The sequence below is a fragment of the Methanosarcina baikalica genome (assembly GCF_031461075.1).
GTDB lineage: Archaea > Halobacteriota > Methanosarcinia > Methanosarcinales > Methanosarcinaceae > Methanosarcina > Methanosarcina baikalica.
The window spans coordinates 77,066-98,327 of the sequence record NZ_JAVKPK010000001.1 but is presented as its reverse complement, the minus strand read 5'-3'; the positions used below and the strand labels follow the sequence as shown (position 1 = coordinate 98,327).

15 protein-coding genes are annotated in these 21,262 nt (G+C 42.0%); 3 read left to right on the top strand and 12 right to left on the bottom strand.

The window, feature by feature from the left end; genetic code table 11:
* Window positions 1-70: 70 nt before the first annotated feature.
* The 5 genes from RG963_RS00415 to RG963_RS00395 all read right to left on the bottom strand — a co-directional run bounded on the left by RG963_RS00415 (window position 71) and on the right by RG963_RS00395 (window position 8,991).
* Entirely contained in the window at window positions 71-1,339 is a 1,269-nt protein-coding gene (locus RG963_RS00415) for a UbiD family decarboxylase (RefSeq protein WP_310574295.1), read from the bottom strand.
* Window positions 1,340-1,502: 163 nt separating this feature from the next.
* A complete protein-coding gene (locus RG963_RS00410) occupies window positions 1,503-2,570 on the bottom strand; it encodes a citrate/2-methylcitrate synthase (RefSeq protein ID WP_310574294.1) in 1,068 nt (355 codons plus the stop codon).
* Between the two features lie 392 nt (window positions 2,571-2,962).
* On the bottom strand, window positions 2,963-5,797 hold the full coding sequence (gene acnA / locus RG963_RS00405; protein WP_310574293.1) for an aconitate hydratase AcnA: 2,835 nt from the start codon (window positions 5,795-5,797) through the stop codon (window positions 2,963-2,965).
* Window positions 5,798-6,947: 1,150 nt separating this feature from the next.
* Complete coding sequence (locus RG963_RS00400; protein ID WP_310574292.1) at window positions 6,948-7,097, bottom strand: hypothetical protein; 150 nt, start codon at window positions 7,095-7,097, stop codon at window positions 6,948-6,950.
* A 520-nt stretch (window positions 7,098-7,617) separates the two neighbouring features.
* Window positions 7,618-8,991 (bottom strand): COG1470 family protein, encoded by a 1,374-nt coding sequence (locus tag RG963_RS00395; RefSeq protein WP_310574291.1) that lies wholly within the window; start codon window positions 8,989-8,991, stop codon window positions 7,618-7,620.
* 386 nt (window positions 8,992-9,377) lie between these two features.
* Here RG963_RS00395 and RG963_RS00390 point away from each other — a divergent pair, with 386 nt between their 5' ends.
* A complete protein-coding gene (locus RG963_RS00390; protein ID WP_310574290.1) occupies window positions 9,378-10,109 on the top strand; it encodes a hypothetical protein in 732 nt (243 codons plus the stop codon).
* Window positions 10,110-10,150: 41 nt separating this feature from the next.
* Here the strand turns inward: RG963_RS00390 and RG963_RS00385 are convergent, their stop codons facing one another.
* Entirely contained in the window at window positions 10,151-11,863 is a 1,713-nt protein-coding gene (locus tag RG963_RS00385) for a vWA domain-containing protein (RefSeq protein ID WP_310574289.1), read from the bottom strand.
* 94 nt (window positions 11,864-11,957) lie between these two features.
* Window positions 11,958-13,472 carry an AAA family ATPase gene (locus tag RG963_RS00380; RefSeq protein WP_310574288.1) on the bottom strand — a complete coding sequence of 505 codons (1,515 nt, stop codon included), beginning with the start codon at window positions 13,470-13,472 and terminating at the stop codon, window positions 11,958-11,960.
* 451 nt (window positions 13,473-13,923) lie between these two features.
* On the opposite strand from RG963_RS00380, the gene RG963_RS00375 reads away from it, so the two are divergent.
* Both RG963_RS00375 and RG963_RS00370 read left to right on the top strand, forming a co-directional pair.
* Window positions 13,924-14,667, top strand: a complete 744-nt coding sequence (locus tag RG963_RS00375; RefSeq protein WP_310574287.1) for a HesA/MoeB/ThiF family protein — start codon at window positions 13,924-13,926, stop codon at window positions 14,665-14,667.
* Window positions 14,668-14,783: 116 nt separating this feature from the next.
* Window positions 14,784-15,725: a hypothetical protein gene (locus RG963_RS00370; protein ID WP_310574286.1), complete on the top strand. Its 942-nt coding sequence runs from the start codon at window positions 14,784-14,786 to the stop codon at window positions 15,723-15,725.
* Between the two features lie 215 nt (window positions 15,726-15,940).
* Here RG963_RS00370 and RG963_RS00365 read toward each other — a convergent pair whose 3' ends face one another.
* From RG963_RS00365 to RG963_RS00345, 5 genes are all read right to left on the bottom strand, one after another.
* Window positions 15,941-16,399, bottom strand: a complete 459-nt coding sequence (locus RG963_RS00365; RefSeq protein ID WP_310574285.1) for a peroxiredoxin — start codon at window positions 16,397-16,399, stop codon at window positions 15,941-15,943.
* Between the two features lie 449 nt (window positions 16,400-16,848).
* Window positions 16,849-18,072: a SufB/SufD family protein gene (locus RG963_RS00360; protein ID WP_310574284.1), complete on the bottom strand. Its 1,224-nt coding sequence runs from the start codon at window positions 18,070-18,072 to the stop codon at window positions 16,849-16,851.
* A complete protein-coding gene (locus tag RG963_RS00355) occupies window positions 18,054-18,797 on the bottom strand; it encodes an ABC transporter ATP-binding protein (RefSeq protein ID WP_310574283.1) in 744 nt (247 codons plus the stop codon). Before RG963_RS00355 ends, RG963_RS00360 begins: the two co-directional genes overlap by 19 nt.
* Window positions 18,798-19,179: 382 nt before the next feature.
* Window positions 19,180-19,842 (bottom strand): MBL fold metallo-hydrolase, encoded by a 663-nt coding sequence (locus RG963_RS00350; protein WP_310574282.1) that lies wholly within the window; start codon window positions 19,840-19,842, stop codon window positions 19,180-19,182.
* A 9-nt stretch (window positions 19,843-19,851) separates the two neighbouring features.
* Window positions 19,852-20,823 carry a DUF128 domain-containing protein gene (locus RG963_RS00345; RefSeq protein ID WP_310574281.1) on the bottom strand — a complete coding sequence of 324 codons (972 nt, stop codon included), beginning with the start codon at window positions 20,821-20,823 and terminating at the stop codon, window positions 19,852-19,854.
* Window positions 20,824-21,262 lie beyond the last annotated feature (439 nt).

The following is a 21,262-nucleotide window of genomic DNA, read 5'->3' as shown; positions in this document are numbered from 1 at the left end:
ATGCTTGAAAAAATTATTATGTCGCGCCTGCATGCCTTCTATTAAAGGGGTTCAGACAAGCTGCCTTTATTTATTCTTCCGGGATCACTGCCCTTTCGAAGTTTTCTTTCTCTACAAGAATTTTTGTAGCATCAATCCCCACTTTTGTGGTAGTTCCGTCAGGAGCCCCTCTTGGGTCTAAGGAACTGCCGCGAACATTAGAGATAACAAGAATATCCATATCCCCTTTTACCCTGGTGGCAATTGCAAACTCAACATCATTAGGGTCAAAAATATTTATATCTTCGTCCACAACAACCACATGCTTGAGGCTTGTGTGAGCTGCAAAGGCTGCCATAATAGCGTTTTTCCCGTCTCCTTCGGTCTGTTTCTCGATCTGAACAACTGCATGAAGATAACAGCATCCCCCTTCTGTCAATACCACATTTTTGACAGTAGTAACTTCCCCGACAGCCCTGTAAATCCTGGGCTCATAAGGTACACCCATCATCAGAAGATGCTCTGGGCCAGCCGGCAGGATCCCGTGATAGATCGGGTCTTTTCTGTGGATAATTCGAGTGATATGGATAACAGGTTCTTTTCTTACCACATCGTAAGTTCCGGTAATGTCCACAAAAGGCCCTTCATCAATCTTTTCCACTGGATCGACATAACCTTCAAGCACAATCTCGGCATGAGGAACCTTCACTCCATTTGCACATTCAAAAAGCTCCACAGGGGCTCCTCGCAGGGCAGCTGCATATTCGAATTCTTTTCCTGCAGGCACCCTTGTCGAAGTCGCGTAAATAATTGTCGGATCGCAGCCAAGCACAATTGCAACAGGTAGAGATTCGCCTTTTTCGGCGGCTTTTTTGTGCAGGAGATAGGTATGCCTTGGAGGAACCAGTCGAGCTGCGAGTTTATCTTTTCCTGCAAGCATAAGGCGGTGAATAGAAGCGTTAATTATTCCCCCATATTCGGAAACCACAATCCCTGCAGTTATATAAGGTGCTCCGTCTTTTTCAAAATGGGTAAGAATAGGAAGTTTTGTCAGGTCAACCTGGTCTTCCACGACTTCCAGAGTTGGAGACTCTGTCACGAGTCTCACTTCACCTTCAGGAGAAACCTCCGAAAGCTTCTTTATAATTTCTTCTTTAGGAACTCCGAGCATGGAAGCCAGTTCCTCCCTTGACCCAAGAAGGTTCATAATAACCTTTGAACCTGATATATCATGGAAGAGAACCGGAGTTTTTGTGGTTTTCGCAATTCTTGAAGCTTCGAATATTGGAGAAACGGGTTGTGGAATTTCTACCAGTTTTCCGTTTTCTTTCAACTGGTCGATAAAATCTCTGAAACTCATGGGTATCTGAGTATCAAAAAGCTGTCAGATGATAAAAAGATTATCCGATTGCCGAACGTTAATAACTACCGGACTCACTAATTTTATCCGCGAGCAAACAAAACAGGACCGAGCAAACAAAATAGGACGAAACAGGGCTGTTACGCCTACAACCCCTGTCATCTTAACATTCATCAAGCATGAAAGCCCGGGGCCTTATGATCTTTTTCTTCTCATACTGGTCAAAGCAGTGAGCTATCCAGCCTGAGACCCTGCCGATTGCAAAGATGGATGTTGCAAGTTGGGGAGGGATATCCATATACTTGTAAATAACTCCCGAATAGAAATCTACGTTCGGATAAATTGGTTTTCCTTTTTTCTCTACAAGTTCACGGATAACAGTGTTTTCGATTGCTTCGGCTATTTCGTACCAGTGCATGTCCCCTTTTGCTTCTGCGAGTTGCCTGGAAAGCTGCTTGAATATCATGCCCCTTGGGTCATAAGTCTTGTATACTCGGTGCCCGAAGCCCATGATCTTTTCTTTCTTTGCGATCTTTTCAAGGATAAATTCCTCTGCATTTTCCGGACAGGCAATTTCTTCGATCATGTTCATGACTTCTGATCTTGCTCCTCCATGCAGGGGGCCTTTAAGGGTGCAGAGCCCGGATACAACAGCTGAGTACAGGTCTGAAAGGGTGGAAGCGGTAACTCTTGAAGAAAAAGTGGAAGCGTTTAGCTCATGTTCGGCACTGAGGATAAAGTCTTTTTCCATGACTTCAGCCTCCAGTTGACTTGGTTTGCTTCCTCTTATCATGTACAGGAAGTTAGCTCCGTGGGAGAGGGATCTATCAGGGGGTAAAGGTTCTTTTCCATTTGCCATTCTGTAATACACAGCAACGATGGTTGGGATCTTGGCAATTAACCGTATGGCTTTTCTAAGATTTCCTTCTGGAGAGCTGTCGTTAATGTCCGGGTCGAATTGTGATATGAAAGAAACAATTGTACGCAGCGCTTCCATAGAATCAATATTTAATTTGCACATGCGGATAATGTCCATTACCTCCCTGTTGATTTCACGCTCCCCATGCAGGCGGGATGAATATTCGGCAAGCTCCTGGTCTACAGGGAGTTCTCCCAGGATCAGCAGATAGGAAACTGCATCATAGGGAAGCTCAACCAGCTGGTTGATATCTATTTCCCTGTACTTTAGAATGCCCTCCAACCCGTCTATGAAACATATATTTTTACTCATTTTCTACCTCACAGAGTTATGCCTAGAGGACTTTCAAAAAACTTTGAAATTTGGGGGATCCTCTGATTATACGTGAAAGATTTAACACGAAGGGTCTTATTAGACCCAAAAATAGGGTGACAATTCATTCCTATTATCGTTGAATAAGTATATTAAATTTGTTGAAATTGTATCGCAAGATCTCTATAATTATTTTTCAAATTAAGGGATGCCACGGCTTTAAAACTTTTAGTTATATTATATATAATCTATACTATTTTCAGAATTTAGTGTTTCTCGAAATACCTGAAGTAATTAAAGTAACCCTTTTTCCGCATAGGGTAAAAGGAAAGGTTCCAAAAATAGGAAACTTTATGTAAAGCTTGCGGAACCTTTTCAAAAAGGCTTTTTTATTACATTCTTGTATTGATAACCTGTTCTTTTTTCTTCACCGAATCCCGCAGGAACTTATGCAGAATTCCACCATTCAAGTAATACTCTATTTCCACAGCCGAATCAAGTCTCAATATTACCTGGAATTGCATTTTTTCCCCATTTTCGTCCTTTGTCCTTACTATAAGCTCTTCGTGGGGTTCCATGTGTTCAATGCCCAGAATATCATAGCTTTCCTTTCCTGAAAGACCGAGAGTATCCGCATTATCTCCTTCCTTAAACTGCAGTGGAAGAACTCCCATGCCAACGAGGTTGCTTCTGTGGATACGTTCGAAAGACTCGGCAATGACTGCCTTTACTCCTAGAAGGAATGTACCTTTAGCTGCCCAGTCCCTCGAACTGCCTGTCCCGTATTCCTTTCCAGCGATAACTATCAGCGGGATATTATTTTCGGCATAAAGCATAGCTGCATCATAGATCGAAATTCCTCCACAGGATTCTTCCGCTGGAAAGTCTTCTTTCTTGAGATGGTATACGGTCCAGCCCCCTTCTCTGGCTACAAGCCTGTTCCTGAGCCGGATATTTCCAAAAGTTCCACGCATCATTACCTCGTGGTTACCTCTGCGGGAACCATAGGAATTGAAATCTTCAGAATCCACACCCCAGGATATCAGGTATCTGCCTGCAGGACTATCTGATGGGATATCACCTGCAGGAGATATATGATCCGTGGTAATGCTGTCTCCGAAAAGGGCCAGGACTCTTGCATCCCTTACGCTCTCCGGTGAAGGTGGAAAAAGCGGAAAATCCACGAAATAAGGGGGTTCCTGAATGTAGGTGGACATCGGATTCCAATCATAAAGGGTACCTGCTGGGACTTCCAGTTCTTTCCAGAGTTTGGGGCCCTCCAGAGCACCGGAATACTCTTTTTCGAACATTGAGGGCCTAATACTGCTCTTTTCAGCTTCCTTTATCTCCTCTTCCGCAGGCCAGATATCCTTAAGGTAAACAGGGCGCCCGTTGGGGTCATAAGCAAGGGGATCAGTTTCAAAATTTATATTCACAGTACCTGCGATCGCATAGGCGACAACAAGGGGGGGAGAAGCGAGATAGTTTGCCCTGACAAGCGGATTGATCCTTCCTTCGAAATTTCGATTTCCGCTTAGTACGGCTGCAACAGTAAGGTCTTTTTCTTTAATTTCCTTTGCAACATATTCAGGTAGAGGCCCGCTATTCCCTATACAGGTCGTACAGCCATAGCCAACCTGATAGAAACCCAGGGCTTCGAGATAGGGCAAAAGGCCTGCAGCTCCCAGATATTCCGTAGCTACTCTTGAACCCGCGGAGAGGCTTGTTTTTACAAAAGGTCTGACGTGCAGGCCCTTTTCTACAGCCTTTTTCGCAAGCAGTCCGGCTCCTATAAGGACTGAAGGATTTGAGGTGTTGGTGCAGGAAGTGATAGCTGCAATCACTACAGAACCATGTGTGACCCTGAAGGCCTTTTCTGCAGATCCCGCTTCATTTGCCTCTACCGCACTCGGGAATTCAGGATCCTCAATAGGAGTTCCTCCTTCTCCTATCCAGCGCTGGTAAGCAGGGTCTCTGGAAAGCTCAATTCCAGCTTCTTTTTTCCGGATAAAGGTCTGCTGCATTGTTTCACGGTAATTTTCAGGCACTTCACTTAAAAAGAGCTGATCCTGAGGGCGTTTTGGGCCTGCCATGCAGGGTTTTACCGTTCTCATATCAAGTTCCAGGGTGCTGCTGAACACAGTTTCGGGTTTGTGGATCGAATAGAGAAGGTCCTGAGCTTCCAGATATTTTTTCACAAAGTCAACCTGCTCTTCGCTCCTACCAGTTCTTCGCAGGTAGTTCAGGGTCTCGGCATCAGGTGGGAAAATTCCAAGGGTCGCCCCATACTCAGGAGCCATATTGGAGATTGTTGCCCTATCCGGAAGACTCAGAGAGCTTAACCCGGGCCCGTAAAATTCCACGAACTTGCCGACGACTCCCTGTTTTCTCAGTATTTTTGTAATTGTCAGGACAAGGTCTGTGGCAGTAACTCCCGGTTCCAGTTTCCCGTAGAGCTTGAAACCCACAACCTCAGGCACAGGCATATAGTAAGGCTGCCCTAGCATTACGGCTTCGGCTTCTATGCCTCCGACCCCCCAGCCGAGTACTCCGATCCCGTTGATCATTGTAGTATGGGAGTCTGTCCCTACAAGGGTATCAGGGAATGCATACAGCTCTCCATCTTTCTCCTTGAGATGCACAAGCGGAGTCAGGTATTCAAGGTTTACCTGATGGATTATCCCTCTTCCGGGGGGCACGACTCTGAAATTGTCAAAGGACTTCTGGGCCCAGCGCAGAACGGAATAGCGTTCTTTGTTGCGCTCAAACTCTTTTTTCTCATTTTCCTCAAGAGCATATGAGGTGCCGTAGGAATCTACCTGGACCGAATGATCGATTACGAGATCTGCAGGGATGACAGGGTTGATTTTCGCGGGATTGCCTCCCAGACGCTGCATTGCCGAGCGGAGGGCTGCCAGGTCTACTACAGCTGGAACACCTGTAAAGTCCTGCATAATTACCCTCGACGGAATAAACGGAATATCTTTCTCACTTATATTTTCAGGATTCCAGCGTGCAAGAGCCTCCACATCTTCGGCAGTTATTATATGCTTTTCAGTATCCGCGTGCCTGAGCAGGGATTCCAGCAGGATCCTTATGGAGTAAGGAAGCAGGGAAATTCCTTCAAAGCCCTTTTCTTTCAGTTTACCCAATCTGTAAATCGTAGCTTTTCCTGCAGCTGTTTCTATAATGTCTCTTACTCCAAACGGGTCCGGACCTTCTCTCATATATTTCTTACCTCCAGCAAAAAGATGAAATTAAAACTATGATATTATAGACTTTATAGACGTTCTCTTTATCCTGTGAAAGCTCCATCTTATCCTTAGACTATTTTATTCCTTCGGGTTTACGCTCACCTTTCTGTACACAGAAGTCTCTGGCACTGACATGTTGCCCTATACTTTTTCCGGTATCCCCGAAAATTGTACTCCATCTAAATATATATTAACCAGTATAAAAATTGCGATTTCCTCTACTGTCAGATACACTGGATCTTTAACTTCTATTTTTCATATTGCGGCAATGCAGGTAAAAAAGAAAAATAAGGATAATTAAAAAACTACTAAGAAAAAATGGGTTTCAGAAGTTCCAAAGCCCTGGAGCGGTCTGAAATTTTCGTATTTTCAAAAATTGAACTCACCTAAAAATTCAAAATTAGTTCCCTAAATCTCGAATTTTGAATGATCAATCGAGTTTCTTGTAATAGAACATGATTCTGAAACTTTTATTGATCTAAGAAGAAACTTGGGTTTGGATGAGCTCATACACAAAATTTTCAGTCACTGGGTTCTTATAAAATACAAAATTTTATAGTCCCAGATATTAAAAATCTCAGTATTCTTTATGCAGACTCCTCATCCGTAAATCATTATTGAATCGAGTCTTGCAGTACCTACCTTTGTCCAGTACTTGCAAATACTACAATACTGAGTCTCGCCATCTGAGCACAATTTCAGATTAGCGTGGCATTCTGGACATATTTTTAGATGTTTCATGAATAAAACTCCTTGAATTTCGATTTTAATTTTGAGCTCATTCCAAAACTCAAAATTGGTTCGCTGAGTCTTGAATTTTGCACGATTAATCAAGTTTTGGGATGAGCTCAAATATTTGTTTAACTTTTTGGAGATCTTTGAAGGTTGGCTGATATGTTTATGGACTACTGAGAGGTCAATTTACTCTTTGTATGTTTATTCCTCTCCCATTTCTTTTCTAAACCCGATGTAATCTCTCTCGACTTCTTCGAGCTCGTATTCCATATTATACCTCATTTTTGTGGTTTCGTTACCTTCAAGTTGGGTTTCTATTAATATGTGGATGACTTTTTGGAAGTTGTCTAAAGGTTGTTTATTAACAAACTTTTTTAATATGGGCCCTTTACCAGTTTGTTTTTAAGTTTAGGTTTGTGTTGCATGAATATCCCTGAAATTTCCCATAAATTTCGTCAGAAGTTAAAAGCATGCCATTATCAAACAAAGATCCTTGTGAAATTCGTTTTGAAAGCTTCTTCTCTGTTATTTTATTCATCAACTGGTCTCCTTTATCCTAAGTTTTATTTTCGTTGTTTAAATGACCACGGAATCCTATTTCCTCTTTATAATATATATACCTTTGTATGCTATTCATAGCTCCAATTTTTTTGTAGGCTATCAGCCTGCTGACAGCCCCAAAATTAACTGGCTTAAATATAAGCTTACTTTTCAGAATATAGAGGATAAAGAGAATTAATTTCAAAAAGAAGCTTTATTGAATACTTATATTTAGGATAAGCCTTAAAAAGCAAGATTTAAACTTATCCAGCTCCTGAAAAACCTTATTACTAAATATTGAGAATTATTACTTTTAGCAATTACACGGTTGAAATAAGGAATCGATAGTATCAAACATTTAACTATGAGCTCATCCCAAAACCAATTTTATTCTTAATCAGTGGGATTTTTAAAGATTATTTTCATGGTCAAAAATTCGATTGATCACTCAAAATATAAGATCCAAAAAATGAATTTTGAGTCATCTTAGGACTCAAACGAAAAAAGTTAGAAGCTGTTTATTCTTCAGCAGCTTCGATTGTGATTGAGTACTCAAAATTTTCTGCATTTTTGGGAAGGATCGAAAGCTTCCATTTCCCCACAGCTCCTGGTGCGGTATAGGTCTTAACAACGGTTGTAGTTCCTCCCTGGTAATTTCCCTGGTCATAAGTCTCCATACCGCCCGCAATTTTCGAGGATATGTACGGAACAGGATACGGCTGCGTGGACGTATCATCTATTATGTTTATCGAGTCGCTGTATTTCGTGTTCACAAGAGTAGGCGTTACCTCATTTCCGGATGGATCTTTCAGGCTGACATTGAAGGAAGGCGTAAGATCCCGGTTTCCTCCGGAGGTATATAGGCCGTATCCGTTCTGGTAGGCTTTAACCTCTACGGTGATGGGGCCGTCTGTCCCGGCTTCAAAGATATTTTCGTAAGGCTCTTTGAGAACTGGGAGGATGCGGAAGCTCAGGGAAACTATTCCTTCGTATTCGCGGATTCCCGGGTCATCAATATTCAGATCAAGGCTGCCGCCGTAGCTGCCCTTTGCATCAGCCGGAACTGCAAGTGTCAGTTTTACGATAGCTGTCTGCCCGGCTTTTATTTTATCAGGGGCTTCCACGCTTATAGCCCTGTTTCCGAAAGCCTGCTGCGGCATTCCTGCAGAGGAAGACGCGCTTTCAGCGTAAATGATGCCCCCTCCCTCAGTAAGTTCAGGGGAGATTGAGATATCTTTACTGCCTGTATTCTTGAGCTTTATTTCATAAGTATAGTTTTTCCCGGCTTCCACAAGGTCATTGACATAAGGCGTAAGGACCTGGACTACAGGTGGGGTCCATACCTGCACGTTCAACTGCATTGTGCCTGGGAAGTTAGGATAAGAACCTGCTACATCTCCTTCAGGCACTTTTTCCGTGAAAGCAATGAGTACGGCATAGTTCCCAAGGTCCGCGTCTTCTGGTATGCTCACCTTTACCTCAAACTCTTCTTTTTCTCCGGGCTTCAGAGCCTTTTCGGAGGGACTTATGCTGATCCAGCTCTCATTTATGAAATTTTCCGTGTAGGGAGTGATTAAAGGTTTTGGCTTCAACTCAATTGTTTTGTTGTCTTTGTTCTCAACGGTTACAGTAAAGTTTTCACTGTTTCCGGGTTCCAGTTGCAGGTACTTATAAGTCGGATCAACCCTGATTTTCTCAAACTCGGGGAAATAATCTCCGGCATAAGCCGAAGATGATCCAACACCTGCCCCGACTTTTGCCTGTACTGCATCTTCGCTTGCAGACACGGCTGTATCTCCATTCCCTGCTCCTGCACAGGCAATCGAAATAATTGATATGGCAAGTATTCCGCATATGATTCCTTTTAATGCCTTCGTATCCAGTATACGCATACTTTTCACCTCACTTACTATTTACTAAGGCATGAAACTTATAAAATAATTCCTTAAACTGCGAATCGATTCGCAGTTATTTCTAAAAAATAAGGAATATGCACGCTTATTCTTCACTCATTTCTATTTTTAAGCCCCTTATCTAAAAAAAGCTGATCTGATTCCTTTTTTAACCCCTTATTTTGTCAGCCACATGTGAATGGTTGGATTTTATATTGAAAGGTAAATAGAAAAAGATATCAAATTTGAAGGTTAAATTGAGTTAGGTAGTTATAATTTATATTTGGCTGCGAATTATACTAAAGTTTAAGGTGAATTGCCCGGTGTAAATAAAGGCATTTGTTTTAATAAAGAAGATACTTTGTTTTAAGAAGAGGTGCATTTTCTTGCTTAAAAAGGAAATACTCGACAGGCTTTCAAATGCAGGTTTCAGAATCGGAAAAAAGCCTGAATCCTGGAAGGCTTTATCACGTGAATCTGGTTTTGAATCCTGCCCTGTAATCGATGCTGATTTTGTTGAAGTAAATGAAGATTTTTTTTGCGCTCCTGATGCCTCTTCTGAATTGAATTCCAAGTCAATTGACTCCGAATTGGTGAAAAACCTCCGGGAATACCTTAAAACGAGGTCTCACGAAGAAATCTCCGAGATATTTGAAGAAATCCGCAAAATTCTGGAAAGCAGAGTTTCTGAACGTGACTTCCGGGAGGCTTCTGAAGAGGGAATCCCTATTAATAAAAAGACGAAAATAAAAGAGATCTCAAAGAATGCTTTTAAAATTTTTTCGGAAACTGCTTCCTGCGGCAAGCAGCGGATAATAAGCGCCTCAAAAGTTGCTTCCTCAAAAGCTTCATTACTAGCTTCCGAAAGAAAAGAATCAATAATGGGCTCTTCGAAAAAACTCAATGAAAAATGGAACAACCTGAGCCCAAGAGACCGCAAAATAATTTCCGAACTGATAATTACAATGATTGAAATCGGACTGCTCAAGAATTCTACCAGAGGCAAAAAAGCAACATTTGCGATTCTGTCAAGTATATCCAGGCATCAGACACCTGGCAAAAAAGACCTGGAAGAATTCGTAGAAGGTCTGCAGAAACTTTTCAAGCGCAGGCATTGAATCGCAAGTTTCGGACCTATCTGAAAAAAATGTCAGGTTATTTAAAACCTGAAGGGTTTGCTTATAGCCTTCACAAAACTTGCAGGGCTTTCCCCGACTTCCCAGTTTTCCGCATTTCTTATGAGATATGTGTGATCCGAAACCTGCTCCAGTCCGCCTGCATCAGAGTTTCCTATTATTAAGGAAAAAATTCTGGCTTTTCTTTCGGTTTTTATCTCATTCCATTCCCTGATAAGAGGCCTTTCTGAAAGTTCGGAAGCGCCATCTGTAAGGAAAAGGAGGTCTGCCCCCTCAAAGGCTTTTTCATTTTTCATAGCTTTCAGACCTGCGCGGAGTGCGGTATTGAAATCCGTGCCGCCGCCGAAAGTAAATTGCAGGAATTCCAGAAACTCACGACCCATACGCTTTTTATCCGTAAGTTCAATCTCAAAGGTCTGCCATTTCGAAGAAAAGAGAATTATTTTAACATCTCTGCCTTCTTTCAGCATTCTTTTTGTAACTGCAAGCAGCACGGATTTTGCCAGGATCTCAGGGCTTCCTCGCATTGATGCCGAGGTGTCCACCAGGGCGACAACAGGCCCTTTTCTCTTCTTTCCTGATGTGTCCGAGTTCCAGTTATCGCCTCTGAGCTGGTATGTCAGGAGTTTTCCTTCCAGCATATCCGCATAGAATTTGAGCTTTAGAAGGGGATTTCTCAGCTTTACGGCTTCTACTGGAAGCAGCGTCTGGATATCACCTGAAAAAGTAATCGAATGTACCTCGCTTTTACTGTATGGCGATAGATTCAGCTTTTTTGAACCGTATTCAAGTTCGATTCTTCCAACCTGTTCCAGAATTTCATGAAGGTCTGAATTTTTTCTGAGCATCGCGGCATATTTTTCCAGGTTTCCGAAGTATTCCCTGTGCAAAGCCTGCAGTGAATGGTCCCACATTCTTCCCGGAAAAAGCATTGAGAGAATTTCGAGCATTTCGAGGTGGTCTTCAAGGGCAGGAATGAGTTCTTCAATTTTTGCAGCTATTTTTTCTCCGATCGCAGAATCAAGAATCTCTCCAGCCTTTTCTGAGGACATAAACTCCTGAGTCATTGAGACGAGTTTTTCGGATTCTGCCGTTGTTCCAGGCCACCGGGCCTGATTTATCCCGACATCGCCCTCCGAACCGTTCAGAAAGTTTTTCTGGATCTTTTTTTCAATTCCCTGTTTCTGTAGCGTATCCTGCTTTTCCTGCCCTTGAGAGTTTTTCTCCGTCCGCAGTAACCTGTTCTTTTCCCATACAGCTTTAGTTTCACTGATAAGATCCTTCAGGGCTTTAATACTTTTTTCCAGGCTTTTAGGAAACTTCTTTGATAATTCTTGCTCTATTTTTTCATAGTCGTCCAGAAGTGTAAAGAGTTCTTCAAGTAGAGTTCTCAGGATAAAGACTCCTGCCATGATGTTGGTTTCGGCAAGAGCTTTTATTTCGGCCCAGACTGAAAAATCCCTCATACTCAGAAGGATAAGATAAAAAGCTCCGAATTTGCCTGTAAACAGTTTTTCATCCTTTATTTCATACCCTTTTTCTGAAAAAAGCTCGTAAATAAGAATTTCTGCAATTTCTTCCCGTAGTTGCCTTGGCACTCTTCGCGGAGTCGCCAGGATTTCTCTCAGTTCGATGTTGAGTATTGCGGAAGGATTGAAGGCGCGGTTGAAGGATAAAGATGAGCCGGATCCTGATACATCTTCAAATTTCTCCTTCTGACTTTTTAATTCCTGCATATCTTTGTTTCCTTTTCCGAGGTTTCTTTAAGCTTTTGAGCTCTTTTATTCAAGGCTTACTTCTATTTTACAGGAATTTCCGTCATTCTCAGTTTCAAGCTACTTCTTCTGCTTTTTCAACTGCCACATCAAATACCTTGGGTTTTTCTAGCAGGAACCGTATTTCATTCAGATTGCTCGCAATTTCGTAAATATCCGTGTTTTTGGAATGATATTTTATAAGAATTTCCTGACTGTCCTGTCCTGAAATCCAGATATTCTCTTTCAGGGTATTCTCAAGGGCTTTTTCTTCTTCCTGGATTTGCTTTCTAAAATAGTCAAGTCTCTCCTCCAGATTCTCATACTCTTTTTCATAGAGTTTTTTATCTCCGTAATCGAGGCTGATCTTGAATTCAAAACCGTATTTCCTGTGGAACTGTTCTGCTACGGATTCAAAGCTCAGGGAACTGTTGAGATTACTGTAATCGAGCCCATAACTGTAGGTATGGGTTGGGAACTCGGTATGGTGTTTCAGTAGATCAAGGGCGTTGTCAAATGTAAGGTTCCTCTGGGTTTTCATTCCGGAAAACCTTGAGCTTTTCATACCACCTGCTGTTTTTCTCTCCTCTTCATAGCACTTATTGCAGGCTACAAGATCCGGAAGTTCCTGTTGCAGGCAACTGTATATGGAGTTTTTCAGGTCAAAAACGTCCAGCTTCAGTTTTCCTGTATCTGTGCCTCCTGAAACAACTCTATCGAGGATAAGCTTCCTGATCGCTTCCTTCTGTTCCGGTACTTCCCAGAGCACATGCTGGAGCAGAACGGCAGTCATTCTGTTTACGCTGGCGTGCCCATTTACGGCTGAAGCTACTCTGAGCACGTTTACAATCTTTTTCCAGCGTCTGTCAGAAACGAAAATATTTGAGTTTCTAAGTTCCTTTCTGAGCCCTTTTATAATCGCCCGAATCTCAGGATCAACCGGGAGATCTCTTGCTTTTTTCTGGATTTCCTTTATATTCTCTATATTGAGTTTCGTTGAGGGTACGAAGTCTTCCGTATTTTTGAAAATAAGATCCTCAAGGTTCTCTTCGTGCTGGATATAGTCCACCCTGTACCTGAAAAGAAAGCGATCATAAAGGGCTTCGAGGCTTTCATCTTCTTCGGGCAGCTCGTTGGAAGCCCCAAAAACGGAAAAAAGAGGCACCTCCATAAGCTCCTTACCGTTGTGGTACTTCCTCTCGTTCAGCACAGTCAGCAGGCTGTTTAAAATGGAGCTATTTGCCTTGAAAATTTCGTCAAGAAGGGCGATATGAGCAGTTGGCAGGTAGCCATCTACTCGTCTACTGAATTCATCCCTTTCGAGTGCCTTAAGGGAAAGCGGTCCAAACACTTCTTCAGGCGTGGAAAAGCGGGTCAGGAGATAATGAAAAAAATTTCCTCCTTCGATAGTTTCGCAGATTTTGTTTGCAAGCAGGGTTTTCGCAGTTCCTGGCGGGCCGAGCAAGAGGACATGTTCGCCCGAAAGGAGTGCAAGAAGAGATCCATTAATTTCGGCATCCCTTTCTTTAAAATAACCTGTAAATTCTTGTTTGATACTGATGATGGTACTTTTTAAATCCAGAACTCTCATAATCCAAAACCTTTGTAAATTTCTTTTTTCCAGCCTCTTGTCTTTAATGTACTGGAGGAATTTTACAATAATGAGCCGCAAAAGGCGGTTAAAACAATATTAAAAATGAACTCATCATTTTTATGGATCTTGCCTTAATTAATTTTTTTCAAAAAAAAATTTCTTATTCCTTATATCTGATGTTTCTGCGGTTTATATCTTTTCCTGGTGATATATTTTCTGCATTTATATACTGGAATCCCCATCTTTTAGCAAACCTCATATGGTGACATAGAGTATACGTATGATTAAAGTCTCTTTCTGTTTTGTCTTTTGCCATCCGAAGAAGTTATGCATAAAGAGCTCAGTCGGTACTGAGAATGATTTTAATTATCGGGAATAAGATTATTCCCGGTGACGAGAAAAATAAAAATCAATATCCTGAATGAATCAGTATTCCGGAAGACCTTACATGAATGATTTTGAGCGTGAAAAATATAGCCGGCAGATCCTTCTTTTTGGGGAAGAGGGACAGGAAAAGCTGAAGAATGCAACAGTACTGGTTGCCGGTGCAGGCGGCCTCGGAAGCCCTGTTTCCACATATCTCGCAATAGCCGGGATAGGTAAAATAATTCTTGCAGATTTCGATTCAGTGGATCTCAGTAATCTAAACAGACAGTTTCTCCATCACGAAAAGGATATTGGAAGGCCTAAGGTAGAGTCTGCAAAGGAAAAGCTTCTTTCTATGAACCCCGACATTGAGGTCGAAACTATAGGAGAGATGCTTACCGACTCAAATATCGAATCTCTTATTCCTGAATGTGATATTCTCGTTGATGCCCTGGATAATCTGGAAACGAGACATATGCTTAACAGGTTTGCCTTAAAAAGGAAAATTCCTTTAATTCATGGAGCAGTTACCGGGTATGACGGCCAGGTAACAACAATAGTTCCCGGAAAAACTCCCTGTTTTTACTGCATTTTTCCGCGCATTTCCAAAAAAGCAGTTTTTCCTGTTTTAGGGACGACTCCAGGAATTATCGGTTCCATTCAGGCAAATGAAGCGATTAAATTCCTGACAGGAAAAGGGAAACTTCTGGAAGGTCGTCTTCTGTTCTGGAATGGACTTTCAGGAAATTTCAGTGAGATTTTACTCTCAAAGTTAAACAATTGTCCGGTTTGCGGGCATCTCAATCAAAAGGGCGAAAAGAAATGAGACCTTTGCCTTTTTTCAGGCCGGGTAAACCTTTGTTTCAATTCCCTGAATATTGATCAGTTTTTATATATCCTCAGTAATAATATCATATAGGATATTTCACACGAGGATATTTGATGAAAAGGAAGGCCGGGCCAGTTGAGAAAGAAAGCAATGATTGGGAAGACAATTCAGGCTTATGGTCTCATGGATTTCCTGATCTTAATTCAGACGCACCTGATTTCTCTTCTGCTTCTATCCGGTACGTTCCTTATTTTGACCTTCGGATCTATCGGGAGTCCAGAGTAAAGTCGCTGATAAAGGTACATAGTAAGGATATTTCTCGACTGCTTGGGAAAGTTCACTTTGATGGAAATTACTACAGGGTAAAGTGTGTAAGTTCCGGAGAATGGGAATACTGCTGGGATCTGGCTGTCAGGATTCAGTTTTTCGGAAAAATGCCGGGCATGACTCTTTATCCCAAACGGCTGGTTTCACAGCAAGAAAAAAAGATTGTCTACAGGTCCCTTATCCTGGTTAACCCTTACCAGATGTGGGATGAAGCTCTTGTAAGCAGATTCTGGAACTTGCAGGATCGAGTTGAATTCCTGATAGCCAGAATTCTTTTTCACGAATGTATTCACGTTATGATCTCGCTTGGAAATACTCTGCCTTCAAGTTTCGGAAACACGGATATTTTTCTAGAATTTAGGAAAATGCTGGAAGTTTCAGTTTCTAAAAAACTTTTAACTAAACTTCACAATGTGCAGTTTCGCCTCTGGAATCTTGTCCTGTTTGGGGCGCCAGGTTCCGAAAGTGAACAAAAATTACTCGAAAGGGTCCAGGAGATCTACGAGTTCCTTATTAATGAAAAATACAGTAACCAGAAAACGGGAAGAGTTTTTGATTTTCCTCCGAACAACAAAAAAATAGCCAGGAGATACTCATGGATGGCAGCCTTCAGAGCCGGAGGAAGCATGCAGGTCAGCAAAAGAGTATGGCAGGTTGAGGTTCGCAGGCTTAACATAGCAGTGAGAGAACTCTATGATAAAATTGATATGGAATTGAATAAAGATTGAACCGGCTAGTCTTCTGACTTTCCAGGAAATTTTTCCTTAAAATATTTTTCCCTCATTGTTTAGTTCCTTAAAAAGCTTTTCTTTAATTTTTCAGTTAATCCTCAATCAGTGTCTCTTAATCCTCAATCAGTGTCTCTTACTTTTTCCTACCTTTTCCCTCTGTTATTTTATTGTTTCCTTTTCCCCTCGATTATTTTATTTTTTAGAGCTGAACCTTATTTTTCCAGGAGTTGTATGATCTCCGCGATATCGGGAAGTTCATGCCCGGGATATACTTTGAAGAATATTATCTTCTGTTCCTCGTCGATGATTATGTTCGCCCTTTCAGATACCCCTTCCTTTTCTCTGAATATTCCATATGCTCTGGCAACCTCCCCATGCGGCCAGAAGTCCGAAAGAAGCTTGATGTGTGTAATTCCCAATTCCCTGGCCCAGGCCCTTTTTGATGGTATGGGGTCCACACTTATGCCAAAGACCACTGTATTTAGTTTGGTGAATAACTCATGGTTTTCTTCAAGTGAGTTCATCTGCTCTGCACAGACCCTGGTCCAGGCAAGTGGATGGAACGATAGGAGCACCTTCTTGCTGCTGAAGTCAGAGAGATTCACCTCTTTGTCTTTGTGGTCTCTTAACCTGAAATCCTGAATTTTATCCCCTATTTTAATCTCGCTCATAATACATTTCCCCTATTTAATAAATTCCTCTATATTTAATAAATTGTCTGTCTCTTAACTTACTAATATCTTTGAAAGCTTGAATACCCAATCTGGAAATCATAAAAAAGAATCAAAAATAGTATAAATTGTAAGTCACATAAGGGACTGGAAAACAGAAATGACATTAACTGACCATATCTTTAATCACGGTTTTATTAGCAGTATTTGCTGTAAGGTTTTCTTTTCCGCAAAGGAAGCCTTTTCTTAACTCATACTTTCAGTTCATTAAAATCCAGAAATAATCCCCAAAAATTCCGGCAGGTTTCTCCGTTTTCCTACCGGATTCGCACAATAAGTCTCCCAATTACGTTTTTTGGTTTAGAATCTATTATTTTCACTTTTGTTTTTTGCATATGCTGTATCTCAAGCATGTTGAAATTAGCTTTTTAAGCCTTTCATATTTTGAATTAATTTCCAAAAGCTGTCTGTGTAATTGTATTTTCTATTTCGTTTCTCAGTTCATCCGGGATACCTCTGATTCCCACGTCAAGGAACCCGCGTACGATCATACCCACTGCCTCTTCTTCGGTAAGCCCTCTGGCCATCAGATACTCCACCTGGTCTTTGGCAATTTTTCCTACGGCTGCTTCGTGGGTGAGTTCGACATCATCTATGTTTGCTTCAAGGATGGGGATTGCCAACTGGCTTCCTTTATCGGTAAGAACAAGCCCCTTGCATTCCAGGTGCCCTTTTGCTCCCTTTGCATTGGCTATCATTTCTCCCCTTGCAATTATTCTTCCCCCGATTGTGATCGTCCTCGAAATAAGTTCAGCTTTTGTGCCACGGGCATTGAAAATAGCCCTGCTTCCAAGGTCGAGTTCAGAGCCAGGATGGGCAATTGCTATAGTATTGAGCCTGGTTACTGCCCCTTCCCCTTCGAGTCTGACAGTTGGGTACATCTGGACAGAACGAACAGGCTTCAGGCAAATGTAATTGCTTATGTAAGTCCCACCTTCTTCCACACGAACCACTGTTCTCGGGCGAACTCCGATCTGCTCAGCCCAGTTATGGATCATTGTAAAGTTCAGGGTGGCGCCTTTTTTTACGTACATCTCAGAAATTCCCAGGTGGAGCCCCTCTTCTACTCCCTTTTTAGCAGTGCAGCCTGTAATTATGTCAAGGCTGGCTCCTTCCTCGACTATCACAATATTATGCACGGTCTGGGAAGTCTTTTCACTGCCAAGCAGAAGACAGGTCTGGACTGGCATGGAGGATTTCTTACCAGCAGGCACGCGGATGAAGTATCCATTTGCGTTCTCAAGATAGGTTTTTGCTGTGTATTTATCGGTATCCACAGCTACAAGCTTCCAGGAGTAGTCTTTGAGCCATTCGTACTTTTCAAGGGCTTTATGGGTGGAAGTAAGTTCTATATCTTTGTCTTTCAGGGAAGAATGCATAACTGAATTATCCAGTACCAGCAGACTGCCTGATCTGCCTTCTTCACTCGGTACCACTCCTACCTGAAGCAGGGTTCTTTTGCTTTCCTCGTCAAGGGTCTGGAGGTCTTCAATAGGTTTGCTAATCTTGGAACCTTCCTCAAACTTTTCCAGCTCAAAGTCTTCTCCGAAAGTTGCCTTTTTTTCGGCTGCGCTCTCAGCTCTCTTTTTCAGGTTCACATCGTCAGTCTGCATCTTATACACTCCTCATACCCTCTATTTTTTATTTCTTCCAGCATTTTCAAGGGATTTCCGGAACACATAACAGTCCCGTTGCAAAGGATATATCCCCGATCTGCCTTCACATAATCCAGTATTCTACCTGTGTGGGTAATAATAAGAGCTGATTTTCCTCTCTTGCAGCTCTCGCCGGGACAGTCTACTCCTTCTTCAAGCAGTCCTTTTATTGTCATTCCGACCTGTTCTATACTTACAAGGTCCACTCCGGACTCAGGCTCATCCAGCAGGTAAAGGCTTGGACTCTGGGCTTCAAGTTGTAGAAGTTCCGAGCGTTTTATTTCTCCTCCCGAAAAACCCACATTGACATCCCTGTCCAGAAAACGCTTCATATCAAGCTTTTCGGCAAGATCTTCAGGATTTTTCTTTCCTTTAGATGCTACTCTTACAAGATCTCTCAACTTAATCCCGGACATATCTGGAGGGCGTTGCATCATGATCCCAAGTCCGAGACGGGCGCGTTCATCCACTGGCAGGCTGGTAATGTCTTCTTCGTTGAACAGAATCTGGCCTTTTACAACTTTGTACTCGCTAAAGCCCATGAGTGTTCTCATCAAAGCTGTTTTTCCAGCTCCATTTGGCCCAAAAAGTACATTAGTATACCCTTTTTTGACTTCGAGGTTCACATCGTGAAGTAAAGTTTTCTCGTTGACCTCTACAGTCAGGTCCTCTATTTTCAGCATCGACATTTTCTCCCTTTATCTCATTTTTGATACGGTTCCCCTTCTCTTTTTTCGTATCGCGAGAAAATAATCATTCAAAGTACCTTATTCAAAAATAATTCTAAACGGCAGAACGAACGGCAAAAATCGGATAATTCCGGCATCTTTGCCTGATCTTTATCATTCCACACTAAGTCGTGTATTCTGTTTAGAGAACATTGTATTTCTAATTATACATTTCCTCTAAATTTTGCGTATTTGTTTCTAAATTTTGTGTATTTGTTAAAACTAAAGCGTTAAAATCTGGGGCTTTTTAAAATACATCTTAAATTCAGGCTTTAAACTAAAAATTTGCAAAAATATAGTTTTTTAATTCCTATTTATTCGTCTAAAACAAATCAATTTATTTCAGATCCAGGCGCAGGGCAACTTTGATTTCGACGAATTCACTGGGAAAAATTTCTTTTATTTTTTCTCTGTGAACAGTGCAATGCCCTGCTGCTATGAGTTCCAGCCCTTTCAGCCTTTCAAACTCCTCACTATCATGAAGCCCGCCAAGGATTCCTTTCACTTTCCCGTAAAGGCGGGCAGTATCTAAAATTGCGGCAAGGCCCGGGTGAGCACAGCCTGTAAGCACATAACATCCGTCCCCTGTGTCGAGAATCAGCGCCTGTTCTTTTACTTTATCTCCGAGTTCTCCTGTACTCGTAATACCCTTACAGATCTCTACAGGCTCTTTTACTTCAATAAGAGTCGCCCTTTTTTCAATCTCTTTTTTCAGGTTCTCCGAAAAAGATGCAGGAACGTATACCTTAATTCCGGGGCTTGCCTGAAGAATCTCAGGAAGGCCTCCTATATGATCCCAGTGCTGGTGGGAAATGATTAATTTTCCGATACGTACATGATCAATGTTAAGTTTCTTCATATGTTTTAAGAGAAGATATCCATCCCACCCGGTATCAAAAAGAAGAGTTTCACTGCTTGTCTCAACAAGAGCTGCAAAACCCCAGCTTCCTGTGAAGTCATCATCGGCTCTGTTGTCATAAATGACCGTAAGCCTGAACATCTGCTCTCCTCAGATTTCTGACAGGGTTCTGTATTCCATAACAGTAGAAACAGGGTTTGTCTCAATTTTAATTCCGGTTTCTTCAAGGGCGCAGATTCCGTTGATACCTCCTACGACCGCAATGCCGAACTTCCCTGTCTCAACAGGCGCTCCAAGTAAAGTCTCGTCAATATTTCCGGGAGGAAAGCAGCCACCAAGCCCTGCTTTTTCTGCAATTTTGATGACTTCTCTGGCGCTGTCATAAGCCGAGGAATTTATCTGCCGTATATTGGCAAGGATTTTGCCTTCCCCTTTTTCAAGCACTTCAAGGACGGATGTAGTCTTCCTGCTCATGAAAATCTGTATAGGGTCGATTGAGGTTCCGCTGTACGAAATAAGATCTATAAAGCGTGCAGGTTTCCGTTTTTCCATCTGGAGAATCCCGCCATAAGCAGGTTCCACAGGAATGCCCGCTTTGAGAAGGAGCCCGTCAAAAGTAACACTGCATACCGTAGCTATTCCGACTTTGCCAGGCGGCAGGGGAATCAATTCGTCACCTTCTTCAAAAATCCTTACTTTGGGGCTTATCATGTATCCTGAATGTGCGGTATATGATATCACATCAATAACGGTTTCCAAATCGTCTTTATCAAAGTAAGAAATATTTACGGCTACCACTCCGTCATTTGTCTCGGGGTTATAAGTAGTCCTGAACGCCATTTCTTCTATCCGGGATATTACGAAACCAAAGCGATCTCCGATGAGAGCATCACTCATCTCGCTTTCTCCCAGTTCAGTAAGCGTACGCCCTGCGTATCCATGTTTGTGTGTGAATCCTCTCTCATCCAGGATCCTCAGATGGTAGCGGACAGCCCGCTCTCCTATATCATAGCCCCGGTTATTAAGTTCGTCAGCTATTGCCCGGGCACCTATAGGTTTGTCACTTTCGTGAATCACCCTCATAATTTCAATGAGTTTTCGCTCAATTTGCGGATCCATCATGTTTAACACCGTTATACCTTTTGAACTGCTTATAATCATGAAAAAAATATATAATCTTTATATAGTTCTTGAATACGGCTTATTCTCTTTCGGCTGCTCAAGACGGATTCAGTTCCTGTTTTTTTAGATTATAGTAAATCTTTTCGTACTTAATATAATTTATCTCTTCCTCCCAAGTTTCGCCTCCCGAGTTTCGCTTCCCGAGTTCCGCTTCGGGAGCACGGGGGGTCCTTTTCGCTTCGCTCAAGAGGACTAATTTATGGAGAAGTAATTTATGGAGAAGTAAGCTTTCTTTTCGCTACACTCGAGAGGACTAATTGAGAGGGCTAATTTACAAAATTACAGTTTTTTCTTGTTTTTCTTGTTTTCCGTGGTTATATGTCTGATGTGAGTCTTTTCGTGTCATCGGTGATTATTGAATTTTGAGTTAGGTATGTGT

Bases quoted from the DNA above. Each gene is read 5' to 3' on its own strand.
- RG963_RS00415 (WP_310574295.1), bottom strand. From the start codon at position 1,339: ATGAGTTTCAGAGATTTTATCGACCAGTTGAAAGAAAACGGAAAACTG.
- RG963_RS00410 (WP_310574294.1), bottom strand. From the start codon at position 2,570: ATGAGTAAAAATATATGTTTCATAGACGGGTTGGAGGGCATTCTAAAG.
- acnA (WP_310574293.1), bottom strand. From the start codon at position 5,797: ATGAGAGAAGGTCCGGACCCGTTTGGAGTAAGAGACATTATAGAAACA.
- RG963_RS00400 (WP_310574292.1), bottom strand. From the start codon at position 7,097: ATGAATAAAATAACAGAGAAGAAGCTTTCAAAACGAATTTCACAAGGA.
- RG963_RS00395 (WP_310574291.1), bottom strand. From the start codon at position 8,991: ATGCGTATACTGGATACGAAGGCATTAAAAGGAATCATATGCGGAATA.
- RG963_RS00385 (WP_310574289.1), bottom strand. From the start codon at position 11,863: ATGCAGGAATTAAAAAGTCAGAAGGAGAAATTTGAAGATGTATCAGGA.
- RG963_RS00380 (WP_310574288.1), bottom strand. From the start codon at position 13,472: ATGAGAGTTCTGGATTTAAAAAGTACCATCATCAGTATCAAACAAGAA.
- RG963_RS00375 (WP_310574287.1), top strand. From the start codon at position 13,924: ATGAATGATTTTGAGCGTGAAAAATATAGCCGGCAGATCCTTCTTTTT.
- RG963_RS00370 (WP_310574286.1), top strand. From the start codon at position 14,784: ATGAAAAGGAAGGCCGGGCCAGTTGAGAAAGAAAGCAATGATTGGGAA.
- RG963_RS00365 (WP_310574285.1), bottom strand. From the start codon at position 16,399: ATGAGCGAGATTAAAATAGGGGATAAAATTCAGGATTTCAGGTTAAGA.
- RG963_RS00360 (WP_310574284.1), bottom strand. From the start codon at position 18,072: ATGCAGACTGACGATGTGAACCTGAAAAAGAGAGCTGAGAGCGCAGCC.
- RG963_RS00355 (WP_310574283.1), bottom strand. From the start codon at position 18,797: ATGCTGAAAATAGAGGACCTGACTGTAGAGGTCAACGAGAAAACTTTA.
- RG963_RS00350 (WP_310574282.1), bottom strand. From the start codon at position 19,842: ATGTTCAGGCTTACGGTCATTTATGACAACAGAGCCGATGATGACTTC.
- RG963_RS00345 (WP_310574281.1), bottom strand. From the start codon at position 20,823: ATGATGGATCCGCAAATTGAGCGAAAACTCATTGAAATTATGAGGGTG.